Annotated in this window: 19 protein-coding genes; 7 read left to right on the top strand and 12 right to left on the bottom strand. The window is 72.4% G+C overall.

What is annotated here, in order from left to right; all coding sequences use genetic code 11:
* Nucleotides 1-7: 7 nt before the first annotated feature.
* Entirely contained in the window at nt 8-1,570 is a 1,563-nt protein-coding gene (locus tag E1212_RS06785; protein WP_131980634.1) for an ABC transporter substrate-binding protein, read from the bottom strand.
* Between the two features lie 100 nt (nt 1,571-1,670).
* On the opposite strand from E1212_RS06785, the gene E1212_RS06780 reads away from it, so the two are divergent.
* Nucleotides 1,671-2,555, top strand: coding sequence for a MurR/RpiR family transcriptional regulator (locus E1212_RS06780; RefSeq protein WP_131980632.1), 885 nt, complete (start codon nt 1,671-1,673; stop codon nt 2,553-2,555).
* Nucleotides 2,556-2,925: 370 nt separating this feature from the next.
* On the opposite strand, the gene E1212_RS06775 is transcribed toward E1212_RS06780, so the two are convergent.
* The gene (locus E1212_RS06775; protein ID WP_203416526.1) at nt 2,926-3,258 is read right to left on the bottom strand and encodes a hypothetical protein; all 333 of its coding nucleotides are present in this window, start codon (nt 3,256-3,258) and stop codon (nt 2,926-2,928) included.
* Nucleotides 3,259-3,720: 462 nt separating this feature from the next.
* Nucleotides 3,721-4,272 (bottom strand): arsenate reductase/protein-tyrosine-phosphatase family protein, encoded by a 552-nt coding sequence (locus E1212_RS06770; RefSeq protein WP_162605360.1) that lies wholly within the window; start codon nt 4,270-4,272, stop codon nt 3,721-3,723.
* A gap of 196 nt (nt 4,273-4,468) precedes the next feature.
* On the opposite strand from E1212_RS06770, the gene E1212_RS29300 reads away from it, so the two are divergent.
* Nucleotides 4,469-5,776, top strand: coding sequence for a hypothetical protein (locus E1212_RS29300; RefSeq protein WP_162605359.1), 1,308 nt, complete (start codon nt 4,469-4,471; stop codon nt 5,774-5,776).
* Nucleotides 5,777-5,857: 81 nt separating this feature from the next.
* Here the strand turns inward: E1212_RS29300 and E1212_RS06760 are convergent, their stop codons facing one another.
* Together E1212_RS06760 and E1212_RS06755 are read right to left on the bottom strand one after the other, a co-directional pair.
* Nucleotides 5,858-6,682 (bottom strand): ABC transporter permease, encoded by an 825-nt coding sequence (locus E1212_RS06760; protein ID WP_131980628.1) that lies wholly within the window; start codon nt 6,680-6,682, stop codon nt 5,858-5,860.
* The gene (locus tag E1212_RS06755) at nt 6,679-7,671 is read right to left on the bottom strand and encodes an ATP-binding cassette domain-containing protein (RefSeq protein ID WP_131980626.1); all 993 of its coding nucleotides are present in this window, start codon (nt 7,669-7,671) and stop codon (nt 6,679-6,681) included. Before E1212_RS06755 ends, E1212_RS06760 begins: the two co-directional genes overlap by 4 nt.
* Before the next feature lie 86 nt (nt 7,672-7,757).
* Between E1212_RS06755 and E1212_RS06750 the strand changes: the two genes are divergently transcribed.
* Entirely contained in the window at nt 7,758-8,543 is a 786-nt protein-coding gene (locus E1212_RS06750) for a TetR/AcrR family transcriptional regulator (RefSeq protein WP_131980624.1), read from the top strand.
* Here the strand turns inward: E1212_RS06750 and E1212_RS06745 are convergent.
* The 5 genes from E1212_RS06745 to E1212_RS06725 form a co-directional block, all read right to left on the bottom strand.
* Complete coding sequence (locus E1212_RS06745) at nt 8,533-8,733, bottom strand: hypothetical protein (RefSeq protein ID WP_131980622.1); 201 nt, start codon at nt 8,731-8,733, stop codon at nt 8,533-8,535. The genes E1212_RS06750 and E1212_RS06745 overlap by 11 nt on opposite strands.
* Nucleotides 8,734-8,819: 86 nt before the next feature.
* Nucleotides 8,820-10,034: a formaldehyde dehydrogenase, glutathione-independent gene (gene fdhA, locus E1212_RS06740; protein WP_131980620.1), complete on the bottom strand. Its 1,215-nt coding sequence runs from the start codon at nt 10,032-10,034 to the stop codon at nt 8,820-8,822.
* Between the two features lie 221 nt (nt 10,035-10,255).
* Nucleotides 10,256-11,131: a hypothetical protein gene (locus E1212_RS06735; protein ID WP_131980618.1), complete on the bottom strand. Its 876-nt coding sequence runs from the start codon at nt 11,129-11,131 to the stop codon at nt 10,256-10,258.
* A gap of 95 nt (nt 11,132-11,226) precedes the next feature.
* Nucleotides 11,227-12,522: an adenylyl-sulfate kinase gene (gene cysC, locus E1212_RS06730; protein ID WP_203416524.1), complete on the bottom strand. Its 1,296-nt coding sequence runs from the start codon at nt 12,520-12,522 to the stop codon at nt 11,227-11,229.
* A gap of 44 nt (nt 12,523-12,566) precedes the next feature.
* Nucleotides 12,567-13,223, bottom strand: coding sequence for an NAD(P)H-binding protein (locus E1212_RS06725; RefSeq protein WP_131980614.1), 657 nt, complete (start codon nt 13,221-13,223; stop codon nt 12,567-12,569).
* Nucleotides 13,224-13,547: 324 nt separating this feature from the next.
* Here E1212_RS06725 and tdh point away from each other — a divergent pair, with 324 nt between their 5' ends.
* Both tdh and E1212_RS06715 read left to right on the top strand, forming a co-directional pair.
* Nucleotides 13,548-14,579 carry an L-threonine 3-dehydrogenase gene (gene tdh / locus E1212_RS06720; protein ID WP_131980612.1) on the top strand — a complete coding sequence of 344 codons (1,032 nt, stop codon included), beginning with the start codon at nt 13,548-13,550 and terminating at the stop codon, nt 14,577-14,579.
* Between the two features lie 13 nt (nt 14,580-14,592).
* Nucleotides 14,593-15,777 carry a glycine C-acetyltransferase gene (locus E1212_RS06715; protein WP_131980610.1) on the top strand — a complete coding sequence of 395 codons (1,185 nt, stop codon included), beginning with the start codon at nt 14,593-14,595 and terminating at the stop codon, nt 15,775-15,777.
* 224 nt (nt 15,778-16,001) lie between these two features.
* Here the strand turns inward: E1212_RS06715 and E1212_RS06710 are convergent, their stop codons facing one another.
* The gene (locus E1212_RS06710; protein ID WP_131980608.1) at nt 16,002-16,457 is read right to left on the bottom strand and encodes a winged helix-turn-helix transcriptional regulator; all 456 of its coding nucleotides are present in this window, start codon (nt 16,455-16,457) and stop codon (nt 16,002-16,004) included.
* Between the two features lie 89 nt (nt 16,458-16,546).
* On the opposite strand from E1212_RS06710, the gene E1212_RS06705 reads away from it, so the two are divergent.
* Both E1212_RS06705 and E1212_RS06700 read left to right on the top strand, forming a co-directional pair.
* The gene (locus E1212_RS06705; RefSeq protein ID WP_131980606.1) at nt 16,547-17,215 is read left to right on the top strand and encodes a DUF899 domain-containing protein; all 669 of its coding nucleotides are present in this window, start codon (nt 16,547-16,549) and stop codon (nt 17,213-17,215) included.
* Entirely contained in the window at nt 17,212-17,727 is a 516-nt protein-coding gene (locus tag E1212_RS06700) for a pyridoxamine 5'-phosphate oxidase family protein (protein ID WP_131980604.1), read from the top strand. The genes E1212_RS06705 and E1212_RS06700 overlap by 4 nt, the downstream gene beginning before the upstream one ends.
* Here E1212_RS06700 and E1212_RS06695 read toward each other — a convergent pair.
* A complete protein-coding gene (locus E1212_RS06695) occupies nt 17,685-19,886 on the bottom strand; it encodes an MMPL family transporter (RefSeq protein ID WP_131980602.1) in 2,202 nt (733 codons plus the stop codon). The genes E1212_RS06700 and E1212_RS06695 overlap by 43 nt on opposite strands.
* Between the last annotated feature and the right edge of the window lie 57 nt (nt 19,887-19,943).

Below are 19,943 nucleotides of genomic sequence, written 5' to 3'. Positions count from 1 at the left end.
GCCCCGGTCAGCCGGTGAAGCCGGCTGTCCGGAGGTACTGCAGCGAGCCGTTGGCCATCGGGACGAAGCCCTGCAGCGTGTTCGTGGTGACGGTGTACGTGTAGCTGGTGAACAGCCACACCCAGGCGGCGTTGTCCTCGAGGTGCCGGGCGACCTGGTCGTAGATCTCCTTGCGCTCGTCCTCGTCGGTGGCCTGCAGGCCCTGCGCGAACAGCTCGTCCAGCTCCGGCGAGCTGTACCCGGCGACCTGGTTGAGGTTGCCGTCGCTGGTGAAGTAGCGGCCGTACATGCCGTCGGGCTCCGGGCGGCCGCCGTTGAGGGCGACGGCGGCGTCGAAGTCGGCGGCGATCCAGCGGTCGACGTAGGCGCCGGACTCCAGCGGCGTGAACGTCAGCTCGATGCCGACCTCGGCGAGCTGCGCCTGCAGGTTCTGCGCCTCGTTGACCGAGGTGGCGTACTCGCCCTGCGACACGATGGTGTCGAGCGCGAACCCGTCGGGCAGCCCGGCCTCGGCGAGGTACTCGCGGGCCCGGTCCAGGTCGCGGGTGGGGCAGGGCCGGGCGTCGGGGTCGGACTTGTAGGCCGGCGACGTGATGGGCCCGGTGACCTCGCCCTCGCCCAGCGCGGCGGTGTCGAGCACCTGCTGGCGGTCGATGGCGCACTGGATCGCCAGCCGCGCGTTGACGTCGGCCAGCGGGCCGCGGCGCGCGTTGAGCTGCAGGACGTGGTAGCTGAGCTGCGGCGTCTCGGTGACGGTGAGGTCCGGACTCGTGGCGGTGTCGGCCACCAGCGGGTCGTCGAACACGGCCATCTGGACGTTGCCGGACTGCATCGCGGAGACGATGGACGACTCGTCCGGGATGACGCGGAACTCGACGGTGTCGAGCAGCGCCGGCTCGCCCCAGTAGGCGTCGTTGCGGGCCAGCGTGACCGACTGGTTGGGCACGCGCGCCTCGAACGTGAACGGCCCGGTGCCGTTGGGCTGGGTGTTCAGCGCCTCCTCGGTGTCGTCCGAGGACAGGATCGCCAGGTTCACGGTCGCGAGGTTGGCGAACAGACCGGAGTCGGGCGTGCTGAGCGTGAGCTCGACGGTGCTCGGGTCGGGAGCGGCAACGGCGGTGACCCGCGCGAGCGTGCTGGCCGCCACGGCGGCGGTCGCCTCGTCGCGGATGGACTCGAGCGAGAAGACGACGTCCTCGGAGTCGAACGCGCTGCCGTCGGCGAACGTCACGTCCTCGCGCAGCTGGAAGGTGACGGTGAGACCGTCGGGCGACACCTCCCAGGACTCCGCCAGGCCGGGGACGACCTCGAGGTTCTCGTCGAGCTCGGTGAGCGTGCCGTAGACGTTGCCGAGCAGGTGCACGGCCTGGAACTGCGTGGCGCGCCAGGGGAACAGCGTGTCCGGGTCCGACGTCACCCCGATGACGAGGTCGCCGCCGGGCTGCGCCTCGGACGCGCCGGCGTCGCCGCCGGAGCCCGCCTCGTCGCGGGGCGCGTCGGAACACGCGGCGAGCGCCAGGGACATCGCGACAACGGCGCCGATCGCCGTCATGCGCAGACCGTTCGACATGCCCGTCCTCCTCGTTCGTTCGTCAGACAGGTATAGACCATACGTCTGAGAGCTCGCATGCGTAAAGTTGGTACGCGATCACCCGACGAGAAGGAGCCCGATGCCGACGACGCCGTCCGCCCGCAGGATCCTGGTCGACATCCGTGCCGCCCTGCCGGCGCTGCCGCCGTCGGAACAGCGGGTGGCCCGGGCGATCCTGGCGGACCCGGTGGGCGTGGCCGGCTGGTCGATGCACCGCCTGGCCGCCGAGGGTGAGACGTCGACCACGACGGTGGTGCGCTTCTACCGGCGGCTGGGCTACCGGCGGCACCAGGAGCTGAGGCTCGACCTCACCCGCGAGGTCACCCGCGAGACGTTCGCCCACGCCGGCGACGCCGCCGCGTCCGGCGACATCGACCGCGACGACTCGCTGTCCGACATCGTCGCGAAGGTCGCGCGCAAGGAGGCCCTGTCCATCTCCGACACCGCCGAGGCGCTCGACCTCGACGCGCTGGCGCGCGCGGTGGCGGCGGTCGCGGCCGCCCGCAGAGTCGACCTGTTCGGCGTGGGGGCGAGCGCCTTCGTCGGCCTGGACCTGCAGCAGAAGCTGGTGCGCATCGGCCGCACCGCCTTGACGTGGGCCGACCCGCACTCCGCCTGGACCTCGGCCGTGGTCCTCGACGCCGACTGCGTGGCCGTCGGCGTCTCCCACACGGGCGCGACGGCGGGCACCGTCCGGTTCCTCACCCTGGCCGCCCGCGCCGGCGCGACCACCATCGCGATCTCGAACCATGCCGACGCCCCGGTGGCCCGCGCCGCCGACATCGTCCTCACCACCGCCGCGCGCGAGTCACGGCTGCGCCCGGGCGCGCTGGGCAGCCGGATCGCGCAGCTCATGGTGGCGGACTGCCTGTTCACCGGCGTCGCGCAAGCCTCGTACGACCGCTCCATCACCGCGCTCGGCCAGACCTACGCCGCCGTCCGCGGTGAGCCGGCCGGTGCGTGATCTGTCGCGTCCGCGCGGGGTTCCGGTGGCGGAGGCGGTGGATGTTGCGCCGGCTCCGCTTCGCGGCGGTGAAGCATGCCGCGTGCGCACGTGACGCCGGCTCCACATCCACCGCCTCCGCCACCTGGTCAGCCCCGCTTGCGCTCTCGACGCCGGCTTCGGCCGGCGGGTGCCACGGGACGGCGGCGGTCACGTGGGCGGCGGTGGTGCGAGTGGCGCGGCCGGCGGCGTCCAGGGCTGAAGGGGGCGATGGGGAGGGACCGGTGGTGTCCTAGCGGCTCGATCCCTCGCCCATCGCACGGGTGCCCGATGAGTGGGCAGACGCGCACTCATCCCTCCCCGCTACTGCGGGGAGTCGCGGTCCGAGGCGTCAGGCGGTCTGCTGGGCGGCGGTGGCGCAGCGGGCGCGGCCGTTGAGGACCGTGACGCCCGCGGGGTGGGCGCTGCCGATGACCGGCTCGGACGGGTGGGGCGGGTCGATCCAGCGGATCTCGGTGAGACCGCCGTGGCCGTGGATGGCCGTGACGTGGTCGATGTCGTCGTAGACGGCGACGGACTGCACGTCGGAGCAGCACCAGGCGAGGGTGGTGCGGCCGGTCGGGTACTGCGTGCCGTAGGCGACGATGCCGGTGCCGGAGACACCGGTGACGTCGTAGCGGCGGTGCAGGGCGAAGCGGCGCGGGAGTTGAGCGGGCTGGCTCACCTTCTGTTTCCCCGTTCGTTGATCAGGCGTGGCGGCCGGGACCTGGCTGGTCCGACCGGCCGCCACGCCGGCCTGTGGTGTGCGAGGACGCTGCTGCGGCCACCCCGGCCGACCATGTCCGCCCTCCGCACTCTCTAGGAGATGTCACCAGAGTGACACCGTCCGAGCCGCGATGCAGCGTCACCGCGTGACGTGTGACACGTTGAAACATCGGCCGGCACGAGACGCGCATCACAACGGACATTTGGGATATCCGGCGTCAGTCGGCCCGCTGGGACCGGGGTCGGCGCGGCCGTCGGCGGGCCTGGCGGTTCACTGATCGAAACCCGGTCTGTGCTGCGGCAACGAACTGCGGAGGCCGGTCCGGCCCGGTTCGGCGCGCCCACCTGTCTATCGGGCCGGGGCGGGTCTCGTCGCCCCGAAGGTCGCGGTCGTGACATCGAACCGCCGACTGTGACGGCGTCACTTCACCGTGGGGATCATCCGGCGGATCAGGTCGTCCAGCTCGTCGACGACCTCACGCCACACCGAGGCGCGCTGGCCGTAGGGGTCGACGATGTCGTCCTCGGGGCTCTCGCCTGCCACGTCCTCGCGGGTGCGGCCCTCGCCGACGTGCTCGAGCCAGTCGGTGAAGCGCTGGTGCCGGCCCCGGACCGCGGCCTTCTCGGCCCGGCGCACGAAGTCCTTGAGCGTGAACGTCTTCACCCAGGCGTCGGGATGCTCGCCGACGACGGCACGGACGTGCTCGCGCTCCATGCCCAGCACCAGCGCGGCCGACCCGACCGACCCGGCGGTGACGGGGAGGCTGCGGTGCCCGCCGAGCTCGAGGCCGCGCTCACGCATCACCGTGATGCCCACCGGGGGCACCGAACCGTGCGCGCCGACCAGGGCGCCGGCCCGTCCGCGCAGCGGCGACCCGGCCCGCGGGGCGTAGGCGTCGAGAACGGCGGCGGCGATGGGCGAGCGGCAGCGGCCGGCCGTGCAGACGAAGAGAACGTCGATGCTGGCCCCCACCAGTGCCCGATCCGGTCAACGACCCTCCGAATCCTACGGCGGCCGAACCGGCGAATATGCACCCTGGGTCCCGAAGATGAAACCCGGGATGATCGTTCTCTCATGTGACTTTCACCATACATTGGCCGAATGTGCGCTACGGTCCGCGCGTCGGCGGCAGGCCACTGCCGCGGCATGGCCAACGAAAGGATCGACCGTGCGCAAGATCATCGGCGCAGCGGTCGGTGCGGTGGCCCTCTCGGTCGGGGGGCTGGCACCGGCGGCATTTGCAGAAGACACGGCTGGTGAGGCGTTCATCCTCGCCGCCAGTCCGTGGAAGACACTCGACACCGGACCCGGGCTGGTCTGGACCCCGGGTCTGGAGCACCCGTCCGAGCTCTCGGCGTTCGACGGCCCGACCGCCGTCGACCTGACCTGGTCCGGCGAGATCGAAGGCGCGTCACTCGGCACGTCGGCGGAGACCACCGACCTCGGCGCCGCTGTCGTCGCGGGCGACGTCATCAGGGTCGACTTCGAACTGATCGACGGGGCCAGCCCGGCCGCGGGGTCGGTCCGGCTGTTCGCGGGCGTCGGCGCCGCACCGCTGCTCGTCGCGGCGGCGCCGGCCGACGCGACGGGGTCCGGCTCGCTCTCGCTTACGGTGCCCGCCGACGGCACCGTCGGGCACATGGGTCTTGTCTACGACACCAGCAACGGGGGCGTGGAGGGGACCGTTCGGTTCACGGACCTCACGGTCGGCAGCGAGCCGGTCCTGTTCGTCCCGCCGGCCGCGCCGACCATCGCGCAGCCGACGTGCGACAAGCCGGAGGGCGTCGTCACCGTTCCGGCCGGCACTGGCTACGACTACGCCATCGGTGGCACGGCCGCACCGGCCGGCGACCACCAGGTGGCCATCGGCGCCCACGAGGTGACGGCGAGCCTCGACGCCGTCGTCCAGACGTGGACGCTGACGGCCGACGAGCCGACCGGCTGCTCTGGCGACGACGATGGCACGGACGACGGTGGCGAAGCGGGCACCGACGACGGCGGCGAGTCCGGCACCGACGACGGCGGTGAGTCCGGCACCGACGACGGCGGTGAGTCCGGTACCGACGACGGTGGCGAGTCCGGGACCGACGACGGCACCGAGAGCGGCGGCGACGACGGCTCGCCGAGCCCGACGCCGTCGGCCGGCGACTGCGACGCCTACGTGGGCTCGGCCGCCTGGTGCGACCCCGCGCACGGCGACTACGACTGCTCGCAGATCGACGACGCGCACAAGCCGGTCCAGCTCGTCGACGCCTCGAACGACCCGTTCCTCCTCGACAGCGACGACGACGGCGCCGGCTGCGAGGCGACGGGCGACGACGACGGCTCCGGTGACGACGACGGAACCGGTGACGACGACGGCAGCCTCCCGGACACCGGCACCGGTGGCTCGCTGCTCTGGGCCGGCACCGCCCTGCTGGTGCTGGGTGGCCTGGCGGCGCTCTTCGCCCGCTACCGGCGCAGCCTGACCAGCTGATCCGCAGGACGCGAGGACGCCCCCGGCACCGAGGCGCCGGGGGCGTACTCGCGCGAGCGGCTGGTCAGGACCCACCCGAAGTCACCGGCTGAGCCGCTGGAACCTCCGGACCGCCAGCGGCACGAACACCAGCGTGAGCACCAGCGGCCAGACGACCGCCATGACCATGGCGTTCTGCTCGATCCAGCTGTCGCCCAGTGCCGCCGGGTTGCCGAACAGCTCGCGGGCCGCCGTCACCGTCGACGACACCGGGTTCCAGGCCGCGATGGCGCCCAGCCAGTCCGGCATCTGCGACGGCGCCACGAACACGCTGGAGATCATCGCGAACGGGAACGCGACGGCGAACAGGTTGCCGGCCGCCTCCTCGTTCGGCGTCATCAGCCCGATCCAGATGCCGATCCAGATCAGCGCGAACCGCAGCCACAGCAGCAGAGCGAACGCGGCCAGCGTCGCCCAGAATCCGCCGTCCGAGCGCCAGCCGATCACCAGCGCCGTCACCGCCAGCACCAGGAGGTCCAGCCCGGCGCTGACGATGTCGGCCAGGCCGCGGCCGGTCACCGGCGCCGACGGCGCCATGGGCATCGAGCGGAACCGGTCGGTGACGCCCTTCGTGGTGTCGAGGACGACGGCGTAGGCGGTGTTCATGAAGCCCATGGCCATGGTCATGCCGAACATGCCGGGCATCAGGTACTCGCGGTAGTCGCCGCCGCCCGGCACGCTCATCGCACTGCCGAACACGTACCCGAACAGCAGCACCGAGACGATCGGGAAGCCGAGCTGCCAGGCGATGTTGGCCGGCTGGCGGACCAGGTGGGTGAGCGTGCGCCGGGCGACGGTCCAGCCGTCGGTCACCGCCCAGTACATCCGCCGCTCGGGCGCGTCCAGTCCCTGGTCGAGGGTGCTCATGCGGAGACCTCCGTGTGCTCCTGGTCGCCGACGGCGGAAGCCTCGGCCCGGTGCCCGGTGAGGCGCAGGAACACCTCGTCGAGCGTGGGCCGGCGCAGCCCGATGTCCTCGACGCCGATCCCCTCGTCCTGCAGGGTGCGCGCGACGTCGGTGAGAGCGCTGACCCGCTGGTCGACGGCGGCCGTGACGCGGCGGCTCTCCTCGTCGACCTCCGGCTCGCCGGCCGCGACCTTCGCGACGGCCTGGACGGCCACCGGCAGGTCGACCGCCTCGTCGAGGACGACCTCCAGCTGGTCGCCCCCGATGCGCCGCTTGAGGGCGGCCGGGGTGTCGTCGGCGATGACGTTCCCGTGGTCGATGACGGCGACCCGCTCGGCCAGCTGGTCGGCCTCGTCGAGGTACTGCGTGGTGAGCAGCACCGTCGTGCCGCCGGCCACGAGCGAGCGGACCGCCGTCCACACCTCGTTGCGCCCGCGCGGGTCGAGCCCCGTCGTCGGCTCGTCGAGGAAGAGCACCGACGGCGCGAGGATCATGCTGGCGGCGAGGTCGAGCCGGCGCCGCATGCCGCCGCTGTACTCCTTGGTGCCCTTGTCGGCCGCCTCGGTGAGGTCGAACCGCTCGAGCAGCTCGTCGGCCCGCGCGGCGGCGCGGGCCGGGCTCAGATGGAACAGCCGGCCGAACATGCGCAGGTTCTGCCGGCCGGTGAGGATCTCGTCGACCGCGGTGAACTGGCCGGTGAAGCCGATGCGCCGGCGGACCTTGCGCGGGTCGCGGGTGACGTCGTAGCCGGCCACCTCGGCGCGGCCGCCGTCGAGCCGGACCAGTGTGGCCAGGATGCGCACGGCGGTGGTCTTGCCGGCGCCGTTCGGGCCCAGCAGGCCGTAGACCGTGCCCTGCGGCACGGCCAGGTCGAACCCGTCGAGGGCGTGTTTCTCGCCGTATCTCTTCTGCAGTCCCTGGGCGAGGATCGCGTGGCTGGAGGCGCTCAAGGGAGTCCCTTCCGCTGAACCGGGTACGTCGTACGCATTGAAGCGTACACCCTGCGCAGTTCATTCCCGGACTAGTGTTTCCCCTGATGACAACCGACTACAGCGGCGGCGGCGACGTCTCGAAGAGCCTCGAGCTCCTGTGGGGGATGCAGCAGCGTCCCACCCGCGGGCCGAAGCCCGGGCTCACGCTCGAGCGCATCGTCGAAGCCGCCGTCGCAGTGGCCGACGCCGAGGGGCTCGCCGCGCTCTCGATGCGACGCGTCGCCGCGCACCTGGGCGTCGGCACCATGTCCCTCTACCGGTATGTGCCCGGCAAGGCCGAATTGCTCGACCTCATGCTCGACCACGTCGCCGGGCCGGTCACCGAGGAGCCGGCCGCCGGCGAGCCGGCCCGCGCGGAGCCGGGCGACTGGCGCGCGGCGTTGGAGGAGATGGCTCGCGGCGTCTGGCGGATGTGCCTCGACCACCCCTGGTATCCGCTGGTCGACCAGGTGCGGCCGTTGCTCGGGCCGAACAACATGGCCGGCATGGACGCGCTCATACGGCGGCTCCAGCCGACCGGCCTCGGCGACCGCGAGCGGGTTCTCATGATCTCGGTGGTCGACGGCTTCGTGTCGGCGGTCGCCCGCTCTCAGGTCAACGCGATGCAGGCCGAGCAGCGCACCGGCATCACCGAAGAGGAGTTCTGGGCCGCGCAGGAGCCCGTGCTCATCAAGATGATGGAGTCGGGCCGGTTTCCGACCCTGGCGGCGCTGCACGAGAACACGTTCACGTTCACCTACGAGGACGTGTTCGAGTTCGGCCTGAAGGTCGTGCTCGACGGTCTGGCCGTGGTGGTCGAGGGTGCTGGGCGCGCCCGGACTAGTGATTGACGGGCGGCGCGTCGGGCCCGTGGTCCGGGTGGTGCGCCCAGCGGACCCGATGCGTACCGAAGCCGGCGGCGTGGGCGCCGTCGTGGCCGTGCGGTCGCCGGCAGCGGTACGCGAGCGAGTAGACGTCGCGGCACGAGTCGCTGTAGTTGGTGTACGCGAACTCCAGATCGAGACGTTCGTCAGTGCTCATGTGGATCACCACGTTCGCAACGTGCGGGCAGACAGACCGCGACATTGCGGACATCTCCAGTATCACACGAGCGCCGGCGGCCAGCGTCAACTGATCATTCCATGTGGGTCCAAGATGTACTTGCGGGCGGCTCCCTTGTCGAACTCGGTGTAGCCCTCGGGCGCCTGGTCGAGCGGGATCACCGTGGCGTTGACGTTGCGGGCGATCTCCGTGCGGTCGTGCAGGATCGCCATCATCAGCTGGCGGTTGTACCGCATGACGGGGCACTGTCCCGTCGTGAAGGACAGCGACTTCGCCCAGCCGAGGCCCAGCCTGATCGAGAGCGAGCCCACTTTGGCGGCGTCGTCGGCGGCACCCGGATCGCCGGTGACGTACAGGCCGGGGATGCCGACAGCGCCCCCGGCGCGGGTGACGCTCATGACGGCGTTGAGCACGGTGGCCGGGTGCTCGGTCTGCGCCTCACCACCGTGTCCGCGCGCCTCGAAGCCGACCGCGTCGACCGCGCAGTCGACCTCGGGCTCGCCGACGAGTTGCTCGATCTGGTCGGCTGGTTCCCCTTGCGAGACGTCGATCGTCTCGCAGCCGAAACCGCGGGCCTGGTCCAGCCGTTCCTTCTGCAGGTCAGCGACGATGACGACGGCAGCCCCCAGCAGGAACGCAGACGTCGCGGCCGCCAGGCCGACCGGTCCGGCGCCGGCGATGTAGACGGTCGAGCCCGGTCGCACCCCGGCCGTCACGCAGCCGTGGAACCCGGTCGGGAAGATGTCCGCGAGCATGGCCAAATCGCGGATCTTCTCCATCGCCTGGTCGCGGTCGGGGAACTTCAGCAGGTTCCAGTCCGCGTACGGCACCATGACGTACTCCGCCTGGCCGCCGACCCAGCCGCCCATGTCGACGTACCCGTAGGCCGAGCCGGCACGGTCCGGGTTGACGTTCTCACAGACCCCGGTCTTGCCCTCCTTGCAGTTGCGGCACCGCCCGCAGGCGATGTTGAACGGCACCGAGACGAGGTCACCGGTCTTGATGAACTCGACGTCGCGGCCGGTTTCGATGACCTCGCCGGTGATCTCGTGGCCCAGCGTCAGCCCTTCCGGTGCCGTCGTCCGGCCACGTACCATGTGCTGGTCGCTGCCGCAGATGTTGGTGGCGACGACCTTGAGGATGACGCCGTGGGGCAGCTGGCGACCCACGTTGTCCGGGTTCACCCCGGGTCCGTCCTTGATCTCGAACGCCGGATACTCGACGTCCTCGACCTCGACGTGGCCCGCACCCCGATAGACGACTGCTCTGTTGCCTGGCACTTCCCTGCTCCCCTCCATGACCGAACGGATGTGACGGGAGGTCGCCTGCCTCTCCGGCCACGGTGGCGGGGCCGTCCGAACTCGTCACCGTGCCCCTAGGAATCAGGGCGGACGGCACGGGCATGGAGATCGCTTCGCAGGGGTGGGCGTCTCGCTCGCCCGAATTTCCAACGTAGACCCGCCCCCGGAGGCGGTCAATCGCGCTGGGCGGGGTGGTGCGGTCAGGCGGCGGCGCGGTCGTCGCCGAGGGTCGCGCCGACGGCGTCCGCGAACGCGTCGGCGCGGACGGCGAGGGCGATCCTGCGCACCGCGCGGCTGGCCCGCTGGCGGGCGGCCGGCCAGCTGATGCCGGCCCGATCGGCGGCCGCCGAGCCGCCCGCGAGGCCTGGAGCGGGCGCGTAGATGTCGAGCAGCAGGCCGGCGTCGGCGGCGGTGACCACGCCGGCGTCGACCGCCCACGCGAGCAGCTCGGCGAGGTCGCCGTCGCTCGCGCCGCCGCCCGGACCGGTGCCCGGGGCGCAGCCGAGGAGGGCGGCCAGCGTGTCCGGCTCCGTCGGCGTCTCGGCCCGGCGGTGCGCGAGCTCGCGGCTGACCACGCCGAGCGTGTCCATGGCGATGTTCGCCGCGACCTTGGTGGGCCGCCGCTCGGTCGGGTAGGTCGCGATGACCGTCCACAGTGCGGCGACGGCGGCGTGCTCCAGGCTGTCGCGGCTATCGCGCCCGGCGTGCCCGCCGGCGATCCGGATCGCCTTGCCGAGCATCAACTGCAGCACGGTCCGCCCGGCCAGCGCGTCACCGTCGTGGGCCAGCCGCAGCAGAGCGAGCAGAACGGCGTCGGCGCCCGGCCGGCCGATCGTGGCGGCCGCCGCCGTCGCGGTTGCGGAGCCCGCCGCCGTCGTTGCCACGGAGCCCGCGGCCGTCACCGTCGCCTCGATGTCGCCGAGCTCGCGGCAGCCGGCCAGGGCCGGGTGCGCGGCGGCCCAGCGCGCGACCGCGGCACTGCGGCCGTCGGCGCACAGCCGGTCCCACTCGTCGTTCAGCCGGCCGGCCACGCCGGTTCCGGACTGCCGCCGCGCTCCTGTGATCGTGACGCTCATGCGTCTCAGGCTGGGCGGCGACCCTTGCCCGCGGACTTGCCCGCGGACTTGCCCTCGAGCCCGTGAGCTGCAGGGCAATGGTTGCCCGGCTGGTTCTAGAGGCGGCCGCCCTGGTCGAGCAGCGTGATGACGGAGTCGCGCGCGGCGGTGATCGTCAGGCTCGTGGTGTCGAGCACGAGGTCGGCGTCGTCAGGTGCCTCGTAGGGGCTGGAGATGCCGGTGAACTCGGCGATCTCGCCGGCCCGCGCCTTGGCGTAGAGGCCCTTGCGGTCGCGTCGCTCGCACTCCGCGAGCGGGGTGGCGACGTGGATGAGCAGGAAGTCGCCGTGCGCCTCGACCATCGCCCGGACCCGGGCTCGGGTGGCGGCGAACGGCGCGATGGGCGCGCACACCGCGAGCCCGCCGTGCTTGGCGATCTCGGCGGCGACGAAGCCGATGCGCTCGACGTTGCGGTCGCGGTCCTCCTTCGAGAACCCGAGGCCGGCCGACAGGTGCCCGCGGACGACATCGCCGTCGAGCAGGGTGACGGTGCGGGTGCCGATCTCGGCGATGCGGTCGGTGACCGCGCGCGCGACGGTGGACTTGCCCGAGCCGGACAATCCGGTGAAGAGCAGCACCAGCCCGCGCTCGTGCGGCAGCGGCCGCCACCGGCGCCAGGCGTGCCGGCTCGCCGATGGCCAGTCGGCCGGTTCCGCGGCGGTGCCGTCGAGCCACTGGGCCAGAGCGTCGGCCGACGGCGGCGTGGCCGGAACCACCCGGGTACCGCCGTAGGCCGCGGCGATCCGCTCGGCGAGGTCGTCGTCGCGCTCGTCGCCGTACTGCGGCGCCGGCACCACGACGACCTCCGCCTTGCGGCCGTCGCGGCGCAGCCGGTCGCGCAGGGTCAGCGATGCGGCGGTGACGGTGGCGGCGTCCGGCCCGGGCACGACCCGCGGCCCGTCGAGCACGATCAGCAGGACCGGCTGGCCGGCCTTGGTCGTCGCCGCCTCGAGCGTGCGCTGGTCGATCGGGTCGCGGGTGATGACTGCGGCGGCGTTGGCCAGCTCGACGTCGCCCGGGGCGCGCCGCAGCTCGGGGTACGGGCCGCGGGGCTCGTCGTCGGCGGCCGGGGCGACCGCCCGCCGGACGCTACCCGTCACCGACAGACGGCGCTTGCGGGTGGCCGCGGACTCGACGGTGACGACGGCGACGGGCGCGCCCTCGGGGTCGGTGAGCGTGAGCTCGGCGCCCGGTCCGGGCTTCTTGCCGTGCGGCGGATCGAGGTCGACGGCGACCGTGGGCGGCTGCGCGGCGGCGCCCGGCACGGCGATGCCGAGCAGGGCGAGCTCGAGAGTGCTGAGGGTGATCGGATCGGGAGTCAGAGCAGGACCGGGGGTCGGTTCGGCGGCCACGGCGCCCAGCTTAGGGCTGTGGCGCGGCCGAGCCGGAATCCGTCTCAGCCCACCAGGGCGCCGACCGCCTCGTCGATCGTCGTGTCGCCGCCGACCAGCTCGAGCGTGAGGCGCGCCGTCCGAGCGTCGTCGAGCAGCGTGACCACCACCGCGGCGACGTCGTCGCGGCTCACCTTGCCGCGCGGGACCGACGGCGCCAGCCTCACCCGGCCGGTTCCGGGATCGTTCGTCAGACCGCCGGGACGCAGGACGGTCCAGTCGAGGTCGCGTCGGCGCAGGTCCGCCTCGCTGTCGCCCTTGGCCTTGAGATAGACCTGGAAGACGTCCTCGGGGTCGGCCGGCTCCTGCGTCGTGGCACCCATCGACGAGATCAGTACGTAGCGCCTCACCCCGGCCCGCTCGGCGGCGTCGGCCAGCAGGCCCGCCGCGCCGCGGTCGACGGTGTCCTTGCGGGCGGTGCCGCTGCCCGGCCCGGCGCCGGCGGCGAACACGACGGCGTCGGCTCCGCGTACCTCGCTCGCCACCTCGTCGACGGCCGCCTTCTCCAGGTCGAGGACCACGGCCGTGGCACCCGCGGAGGCGAGGTCGCCGGCCTGGTCGGGGTTGCGGATGAGCCCCACCGCGCTGTCGCCGCGCAGTGTGAGCAGCCGTTCCAGCCGGAGCGCGATCTGCCCGTGTCCGCCTGCGATGACCACCTGCATTCGGCGTAGGTTAGCCGACGCCGTCTCACGGGGTGGACTCGAGCCCCGACCACACGGTGCTCGACACCCGCCGGCGGGCCAGCTCGCCCGCCCGCTGGCCGAGGCGACAGGTCCCACCCGATGGCGGCCGGCCGAGGCGGCAGGTCCCGCCCGATGACTCGCCGGCCGAGGCGGCAGGTCCCGCCCGATGACCCGCCGGCCGATCAGTCAGGTCCCCTCCGATGACCCGCCTGTCCGGGTGGGGTCCCCACCCTACGGGCGGGTACCGACAGCCTCCGCCGACCAGCGCCGTTGCCTCGGCGACCGTGCGTTACGCTCGCGCGGGTGAGAGCACTCGTCAAGGCCGGACCCGGCGCCGGGCTGGAGCTGACGGACGTCGCGATGCCGGCGGTCGGCGCGGGCGAGGCGCTGGTCCGTGTCCTGCGCACCGGCATCTGCGGCACCGACCTGCACATCGTGAACTGGGACCCGTGGGCCCAGGCGAACATCACGCCGCCGCTCATCGTGGGGCACGAGTTCGTCGGCGAGGTGGTCGAGGTCGGGCCGGGCAGCCGCGGAGTCCAGGTGGGCGACATCGTCAGCGGCGAGGGCCACATCGTCTGTGAGCGCTGCCGGCACTGCCGGGCCGGGCAGCGGCACCTGTGCCCCAACACCGAGGGCATCGGCGTGCACCGCGACGGCGCGTTCGCGGAGTTCATCGCCATGCCGGCGGGCAACCTATGGCGGCACCCCGACGGCATCGACCTCGACGCCGCTGCCGTCTTCGACCCGTTCGGCAACGCGGTTCACACCGCGCTGAAGTTCCCGGTGCACGGTGAGGACGTGCTGGTGGCCGGCGCCGGACCCATCGGCATCATGGCGGCCCTGGTCGCCCGCCACGCCGGCGCGCGCAACGTCGTCATCACCGACGTCAACCCCTACCGCCTCGAGCTGGCCGGCCGTCTGGGCGCGGGCACCACCGTCGACGTCCGGAAGACCACGCTCGAAGAGGTTCGCCAGCAGCTCGGCATGGCCGAGGGGTTCGACGTCGGCATGGAGATGTCCGGCGACCCGGCCGCCCTGCACGACATGATCGAGGGCATGGCCAACGGCGGGCGCATCGCCATGCTCGGCCTGCCGTCGAAGGAGAGCAGCGTCGACTGGTCGCGCGTCGTGCTGCGCATGCTCACGATCAGCGGCATCTACGGCCGCGAGATGTACGAGACCTGGTACCAGGCGTCCGTGCTCGTGACGGCGGGCGTCGACATCTCGAGGGTGGTGACGCACCGGTTCACCGCCGCCGACTACGAGGCGGCGTTCGAGGCGGCCGGCAGCGGGCACAGTGGCAAGGTCATCATCGAGTGGGCCGAGAAGTAGGAGGGTGCGGGCGATGGTCTATGGATCGATGCGCGACGAGCTGCGCAAGAACCTCGACGAGATCCGGTCGGCCGGGCTCTACAAGCCCGAGCACGTCATCGGCAGCCCGCAGAGCGCCCGGGTCACCCTGGCCGACGGGCGCACCGTCCTCAACCTGTGCGCCAACAACTACCTCGGCCTGGCCGACGACCCCGGCCTGATCGAGGCGGCCAAGCGCGGCCTCGACCAGTGGGGCTTCGGCATGGCGTCGGTGCGGTTCATCTGCGGCACCCAGCTCATCCACACTGAGCTGGAGCGCAGCATCTCCGACTTCCTCGGCACCGAGGACACCATCCTGTACGGCTCCTGCTTCGACGCCAACGGCGGACTGTTCGAGACGCTGCTCGGGGCCGAGGACGCCGTCATCTCCGACGCGCTCAACCACGCCAGCATCATCGACGGCATCCGGCTCTCGAAGGCGCGCCGGTTGCGCTACGCCAACGCCGACATGGCCGAGCTCGAGGCGCGGCTGAAGGAGTCGCAGGACGCGCGGTTCCGGCTCATCGCCACCGACGGCGTGTTCTCCATGGACGGCTACCTCGCGCCGCTGGACACCATCTGCGACCTCGCCGAGCAGTACGACGCCCTGGTCATGGTCGACGACTCCCATGCCGTCGGCTTCATCGGCGAGAACGGCGGCGGCACCCCCGAGCACTTCGGCGTCACCGACCGCGTCGACATCGTCACCGGCACGCTCGGCAAGGCGCTCGGAGGGGCGAGCGGCGGCTACACGTCCGGCCGGGCGGAGATCGTCGAGTACCTGCGGCAGCGCTCGCGCCCTTATCTCTTCTCGAACTCCGTCGCACCGTCGATCGTGACGGCGGCGCATGCGGTGCTCGAACGGCTCGTGTCGGGCGGAGAGCTGCGGGCGAAGCTGCGCGAGAACACCGAGTTCTTCCGCTCCGAGATGACGGCGCTGGGTTTCGACGTGCTCCCGGGGACGCATCCCATCGTCCCGGTCATGATCGGCGACGCGTCCCGGGCCGCCCGCCTGTCGGAGCTGCTCTTCGCCGAGGGGGTCTACGCGGTCAGCTTCAGCTACCCCGTGGTCCCGCACGGCGCCGCCCGCATCCGCACGCAGGTCTCCGCGGCGCACTCCCTGGACGACCTCCGCGCCGCGACGCAGGCGTTCGTCCGCGCCCGGGAGGCGTTGGGCTGACGGGGGAGTCTGGCGACGGGTGCGGGTCGGCGGGCCTGCTGCCGTCCACGTGGTGGGATGTGGCGGCGTCAACTGGACCGCCCACCACGATGACCTGTGCCGCAACACGGTTGCAGGCGTAGTGCGACACGAGATCTCGTACTGAACGTGATCATCTCGGAGCGGGCGGACCGGAGTGAAGGGCGAGGCGGGCCAACCTCTTCGCCGGCGAACCCGTCGTCCGATCACGCTCGCGCGCCGGGGCCGTCCTCGACGTCGACCTCGTCGCCGTGGAGCAACTCGCCGCAGCGCGAGCACCGCACCTCGGCGTCCACGTGTTCCCCGCATGAGCGGTGCCGTAGCAGCGTCGGCGGCCCGGCCTCGCCCGCGGTCCAGCGATCGCCCCAGGTCCTGATCGCCATCAGCACCTCGGTGAGCTCGAGCCCCTTCGGCGTCAGCGCGTACTCGTAGCGCGGGGGCCGGTCGGAGTACTGCCGCCGCTCCAGCACGCCGTGTCCGACCAGCCGGCCGAGTCGCTCGGTCAGCACCTTGCGCGAGATGCCGAGGTCGCGCTGCAACTCGTCGAAGCGGCGGATGCCGACCCACACGTCGCGGATGATGAGGGGCGACCACGGCTCGCCGGCGATGTCGAGCGTCCGGGCGATCGAGCAGGCCATGTCGCCGAAGTCGGTCCGCTGCATGTTCCCGCCTCCTGTCAGTTGCTTGAAGGAACTTACTACGTTAGCGTCAGTTCCCTCAAGAAACTCACACGCGAGGACGAGGAGGGATCATGTCGTTGCTGCCGCCGATCGTGTCACCCGATGAGTGGCAGGCGGCCCGTGACCGCCTGCTGGAGAAGGAGAAGGCGGCCACCCGGGCGCTCGACGCGCTGGCCGCCGAGCGACGCCGGCTGCCGATGACCCGGCTCGCCGGCGACTACGCCTTCACCGGGCCGGACGGCCCGGCGAGCCTGCCAGACCTCTTCGACGGGCGCCGTCAGCTGGTCGTCTACCAGATGATGGACAACGGTCCGGACGACTACTGCTCCGGCTGCGCGGGCGTCGTCGACAACGTCGGCCACCTCGCGCACCTGAACGCCCGCGACACCGGCTTCGCCGTCGTGAGCGACATGCCGATCATGCAGCTGACCGCGTACTGGCGGCGGATGGGCTGGACGGTGCCGGTCTACTCGTCGCGCGGCAGCCGGTTCAGCGCCGACATCGGCGCCGGCGGCGGATTCGCCCTCAGCGTCCTCCTGAGCGACGGCGATGACGTCTACCGCACCTACGTCACGACGGCGCGCGGCGTCGACCGGCTGCGCTTCGACTTCAACATCCTCGAGCTCACGCCGTTCGGCCGGCAGGAGACCTGGGAGGACACGCCGGCCGGCCGGCCGCAGACGCCGCCGTACGAGTGGTGGCGGCTGCACGACGAGTACCCCGCGAAGGAGACGCCATGACCCCGACCCCGATCGCCGAGCCGCTCTTCCGGCCCGAGGACGCCGTCCCGATGAGCACCGACGAGGCAGACGTGCTGGCCTGGCCCGTGGCGGCGGAACAGCTGGCCACCCTGGCGAAGTACTGGCTGGCGACGGGGCGCGCGAGCGGCCGGCCGCACGTGATGCCCGTCATGGGCGTCTGGCTGGGCAGCACGCTCACCGTCAGCAGCCGGCCGGGCACGGTGAAGGGCCGCAACCTGCTGCGCGACGGCCGGTGCGTCGTCACGGCGACGACCGAGCTCGGCGACCTGGTGCTCGAGGGCGACGCCGGTCGGGTCACCGACGTCGCGCGGCAGCGCGAGGCGGCGGCAGCGTTCGTCGCGAAGTACGACTGGCGGTTCGGGCTGCGAGACGGCCGGGCCTACGACGACAGCCTGCCCGGGTCACCGGAGTACGCGTTCTTCGAGATCGTGCCGGTGAAGGGGTTCGGCTACGGTCCCGACGGACTGACGGCGACCCGCTGGCGGTTCTGATCGGCCAGCGCGTCGGTGAGCCGGGCGCCCTCGATGTCGACGTTCGGCAGCAGCCGGTCCAGCCGGCGCGGCAGCCACCAGGCGCGGTCGCCGACCAGAGCGAGGACGGCCGGCACGATCGTCATGCGCACCACGAACGCGTCTACGGCGATCGCGACGGCCAATGCGAAGCCGATCTGCCGGACGTCGGCCGCCTCGTTGAGCACGAACCCGCCGAACACGCTGATCATGATGATCGCCGCCGCGGCGACCACCCGGGCGCCGTGGCCGAACCCCGTCGTGACCGCGCGGACCGCCGGCTCACCGTGGACGAACGCCTCGCGCATGCGGGTCACCAGGAACACCTCGTAGTCCATGGCCAGGCCGAACACGATGCCGACGATGAGGATCGGCAGCATGCTGTTGATCATGCCGACCTCCTCGACGCCGATGCCGGTCAGCCAGCCCCACTGGAACGCGGCGACCATCGCGCCGAACGTCGCCGCCATCGTCAGCAGGAACCCGAGTGTCGCCTTCAGCGGCACGACCAGCGACCGGAATGCCAGCATCAGCAGTGCGAACGACAGCCCGACCACCACCAGCAGGTACGGCAGCAGGGCGCCCGCCATGCGCTCGGAGAAGTCGATGAACAGCGCTGTCGTGCCGGTGACGAGCACGCGCGCACCGGCCGGCGCGTTCCCGTCGCCGAGCGACGAGCGGATCGCCTCGACCAGCCGCTCGGTCTGCGTACTCGACGGGCCGCTCTCGGGAACGACGGTGACGACGGCGGTCCGCCCGGACTCGTCCGGCTCCGGCGGCGTGACGAGCGCGACGCCGTCGAGATTGCGCAGCCCTTCCGCCACCGACGCGGCCGCCGCCTCGGCGCCGCCGCTGCCGCCGTCGACCACCACCAGGAGCGGGCCGTTGAAGCCCGGCCCGAACCCCTCGGCGGTGAGGTCGTAGGCCTGCCGCTGCGTGGTGTGAGCCGGGTAGGTGCCCTCGTCGGGCAGTCCGAACCGGACGTCCAGCACCGGAAGGGCGAGCACCGCGAGTCCGGCGGCGCTCGCCGTCAGCGCCACGACCGGGTGTCTGGTGACCAACCCGGCCCAGCGGCGGCTCAGGCGCGGTGCGTCGTCGTCCTCCGGGTCGGTGGCCCGCGACCGCAGCCCCGGCAGGCGCGCGAGCATCCGCCGTCCGGCGAAGCCGAACAGCGCCGGCAGCAGGGTCAGCGCGATGACGACGGCGATCGCCACCGTGACGGCGGCGGCCAGTCCCATCTCAGTCAGCATCGGGATGCCCGCGACGGACAGCCCGGCCAGCGCGATCATGACGGTGAGCCCGGCGAACACGACTGCGGTGCCGGCGGTGCCGATGGCCCGGCCGGCCGCCTCGTCGCCGGGGACGCCCGCGCCCAGCTCGTGCCGGTAGCGCGAGGCGATGAACAGCGCGTAGTCGATGCCGACGGCGAGCCCGAGCATGGTGGCGAGGATCGGCGTGATGGTGCTGAGGTCGACGAACGCCGTCGCGGCGGTGACCAGCGCGACGCCGACGCCCACGCCGACGATGCCGGTCAGCAGCGGCATGCCGGCCGCGATCAGCGACCCGAACGTGATGACCAGGACCAGCGCGGCGACGGCGATGCCGAGCAGCTCGCTGCCCAGCTCCGGCTCCGGCTCGACGGCGGTGCCGGCCAGCTCGACCCGCAGGCCGGACTGGCGCGCGGTCTCGGCGGCGTCATCGAGCGTCTCGCGGGTCTGCGGCTCCAGCGACAGGAAGTCGACGGCGTAGGTGACCTCGGCGAGCGCGATGCGGCCGTCCTCGGACACCAGGCCGGCCGCGAACGGGTCGACGACCTCGGCGACCTGCGGGCCGGCCTCGATCTCGGCGACGGCGGCGGTGATCGCCCGCTCGTGCGCGGGATCGGTGACGGCGCCGCCGCCGGGCGCCGCGAACACCAGCCGGGCCGCCGCGCCGTCGGGCGAGGAGCCCGGGAACCGCTCCTGCAGCAGGTCGAACGCCTGCTGCGACTCGGTGCCGGGGATCGCGAACGAGTCCGACGTCTGGTTGGACAGGGTGGTGGCCGCGACGCCGGCGACCACGACCACCGCCAGCCAGATCGCCCCGACCAGGCGGCGGCTGCGGTACGAGAACCGCCCGATGCGGTACAGCAGGGTTGCCACGACAGCCTCCGGCAGTGACTCGATGTAGACCGCTCCTCCTTTCTGAGAGTAACTGTC

The organism is Jiangella ureilytica, from assembly GCF_004348545.1.
GTDB classification, from domain to species: Bacteria; Actinomycetota; Actinomycetes; order Jiangellales; family Jiangellaceae; genus Jiangella; species Jiangella ureilytica.
This window is presented reverse-complemented; position numbering and strand designations above follow the sequence as displayed.